A 3332-nucleotide genomic window follows, 5' to 3' on the forward strand; every position below is an offset into this window, starting at 1 on the left:
TGAGAACTAGCAAAAACACTGAATCAAGCGTTTTGGTATATGAATTTAGATTGAAGCTGTATGGTGATTAAGTTCACAGACAACAAACCAGTAGCAATTAAGTTTGCAACGATAACACTGACTTGTATGTGTTAACGACTGTTTGGGGTTGTATAGTCAAGTAATTAAGTGCATGTGGTGGATGCCTTGGCAGTCAGAGGCGATGAAAGACGTGATAGCCTGCGAAAAGCTCCGGGGAGGCGGCAAATATCCTTTGATCCGGAGATTTCTGAATGGGGGAACCCACCCGCTATAAGGCGGGTATCATAAGCTGAATACATAGGCTTATGAAGCGAACGAGGGGAAGTGAAACATCTCAGTACCCTTAGGAAAAGAAATCAATTGAGATTCCCTTAGTAGCGGCGAGCGAACGGGGAGCAGCCCATTAAGTTATGTGTGTTCTAGTGGAACGCTCTGGGAAGTGCGAACGTAGAGGGTGATATTCCCGTACACGAAAGGGCACACATAATGATGACGAGTAGGGCGAGGCACGTGAAACCTTGTCTGAATATGGGGGGACCATCCTCCAAGGCTAAATACTCCTGACTGACCGATAGTGAACCAGTACCGTGAGGGAAAGGCGAAAAGAACCCCTGTGAGGGGAGTGAAATAGATCCTGAAACCGCATGCATACAAGCAGTGGGAGCCGACTAGTTCGGTGACTGCGTACCTTTTGTATAATGGGTCAGCGACTTATATTCAGTAGCAAGGTTAACCGCATAGGGGAGCCGTAGAGAAATCGAGTCTTAATAGGGCGTTTAGTTGCTGGGTATAGACCCGAAACCAGGCGATCTATCCATGAGCAGGTTGAAGGTTGGGTAACACTAACTGGAGGACCGAACCCACTGTCGTTGAAAAGCCAGGGGATGACTTGTGGATAGGGGTGAAAGGCTAATCAAGCCTGGTGATAGCTGGTTCTCCCCGAAAGCTATTTAGGTAGCGCCTCGGACGAATACCATTGGGGGTAGAGCACTGTTTCGGCTAGGGGGTCATCCCGACTTACCAAACCGATGCAAACTCCGAATACCAATGAGTACTATCCGGGAGACAGACTGCGGGTGCTAACGTCCGTAGTCAAGAGGAAAACAATCCAGACCGCCAGCTAAGGCCCCAAAATCATAGTTAAGTGGGAAACGATGTGGGAAGGCATAGACAGCTAGGAGGTTGGCTTAGAAGCAGCCACCCTTTAAAGAAAGCGTAATAGCTCACTAGTCGAGTCGGCCTGCGCGGAAGATGTAACGGGGCTAAAACTATGTGCCGAAGCTGCGGATTTACGCATTAGCGTAAGTGGTAGGGGAGCGTTCTGTAAGCCGATGAAGGTGTATTGAGAAGTATGCTGGAGGTATCAGAAGTGCGAATGCTGACGTGAGTAACGACAAAACGGGTGAAAAACCCGTTCGCTGAAAGACCAAGGGTTCCAGTCCAACGTTAATCGGGGCTGGGTGAGTCGACCCCTAAGGCGAGGCCGAGAGGCGTAGTCGATGGGAAATTGGTTAATATTCCAATACTTCTGTGTAATGCGATGAGAGGACGGAGAAGGTTAAGTCAGCCTGGCGTTGGTTGTCCAGGTGGAAGGCTGTAGGCATGCATCTTAGGCAAATCCGGGGTGCTCTATGCTGAGAGCTGATAGCAAGCTGTACTTGTACAGTGAAGTGGCTGATACCATGCTTCCAGGAAAAGTCTCTAAGCTTCAGTTACACAGGAATCGTACCCGAAACCGACACAGGTGGTCAGGTCGAGTAGACCAAAGCGCTTGAGAGAACTCTGCTGAAGGAACTAGGCAAAATGGTACCGTAACTTCGGGAGAAGGTACGCTGCTGACGGTGATGGGACTTGCTCCCTGAGCTATTGGCAGCCACAGAAACCAGGCCGCTGCAACTGTTTATTAAAAACATAGCACTCTGCAAACACGAAAGTGGACGTATAGGGTGTGATGCCTGCCCGGTGCTGGAAGGTTAATTGATGGGGTTAGCGTAAGCGAAGCTCTTGATCGAAGCCCCAGTAAACGGCGGCCGTAACTATAACGGTCCTAAGGTAGCGAAATTCCTTGTCGGGTAAGTTCCGACCTGCACGAATGGCATAATGATGGCGGCGCTGTCTCCAGCAGAGGCTCAGTGAAATCGAAATCGCTGTGAAGATGCAGTGTACCCGCGGCTAGACGGAAAGACCCCGTGAACCTTTACTGCAGCTTGACATTGAACTTTGACCTTACTTGTGTAGGATAGGTGGGAGGCTTTGAAGTACGAACGCTAGTTTGTATGGAGCCGTCCTTGAAATACCACCCTGGTAATGTTGAGGTTCTAACTCTGCCCCGTAATCCGGGGCGAGGACCATGTCTGGTGGGTAGTTTGACTGGGGCGGTCTCCTCCTAAAGAGTAACGGAGGAGTACGAAGGTGCGCTCAGCGTGGTCGGAAATCACGCGTAGAGTATAAAGGCAAAAGCGCGCTTAACTGCGAGACCCACAAGTCGAGCAGGTACGAAAGTAGGTCTTAGTGATCCGGTGGTTCTGTATGGAAGGGCCATCGCTCAACGGATAAAAGGTACTCTGGGGATAACAGGCTGATACCGCCCAAGAGTTCATATCGACGGCGGTGTTTGGCACCTCGATGTCGGCTCATCTCATCCTGGGGCTGAAGCAGGTCCCAAGGGTATGGCTGTTCGCCATTTAAAGAGGTACGCGAGCTGGGTTTAGAACGTCGTGAGACAGTTCGGTCCCTATCTACCGTGGGCGCTGGAAATTTGAGAGGATCTGCTCCTAGTACGAGAGGACCAGAGTGGACGAACCTCTGGTGTACCGGTTGTGACGCCAGTCGCATCGCCGGGTAGCTATGTTCGGAAGGGATAACCGCTGAAAGCATCTAAGCGGGAAGCCTACCTCAAGATAAGATTTCCCTAGGAATTTATTCCTCTAAAGAGCCGTTCGAGACTAGGACGTTGATAGGTTGGGTGTGGAAGCACGGTGACGTGTGAAGCTGACCAATACTAATTGCTCGTGAGGCTTGACTATACAACACCCAAACAGTTGTTGTATTCAAGATAAATTCAATACATAACTTGATTTAGTGTGAAATCTAGTTACAATACCGACTCAATTAACTAATCCGTTAATCACTCATTTGGAAAAAGCCTTGGCAATCAATAAGACCAAAGCAAGTATCCATAAACAGTTTGCTGGCGACAATAGCAAGAGTGAACCACCTGATCCCTTCCCGAACTCAGAAGTGAAACCTCTTAGCGCTGATGGTAGTGTGGCACTTGCCATGTGAGAGTAAGTCATCGCCAGCTTTTAAAT

General features: G+C 49.4%; 2 rRNA genes. Both read left to right on the forward strand.

The features are described from left to right. Positions 1 to 154 precede the first annotated feature (154 nt). Positions 155 to 3047: ribosomal RNA gene (locus tag NG55_RS20345) — 23S ribosomal RNA — on the forward strand. Positions 3048 to 3210: 163 nt separating this feature from the next. Then, positions 3211 to 3325, forward strand: a 5S ribosomal RNA gene (gene rrf, locus NG55_RS20350). The last annotated feature ends 7 nt before the right edge of the window (positions 3326 to 3332 follow it).

Source organism: Acinetobacter gyllenbergii, assembly GCF_001682515.1.
In the GTDB taxonomy this organism is placed as follows: Bacteria; Pseudomonadota; Gammaproteobacteria; order Pseudomonadales; family Moraxellaceae; genus Acinetobacter; species Acinetobacter gyllenbergii.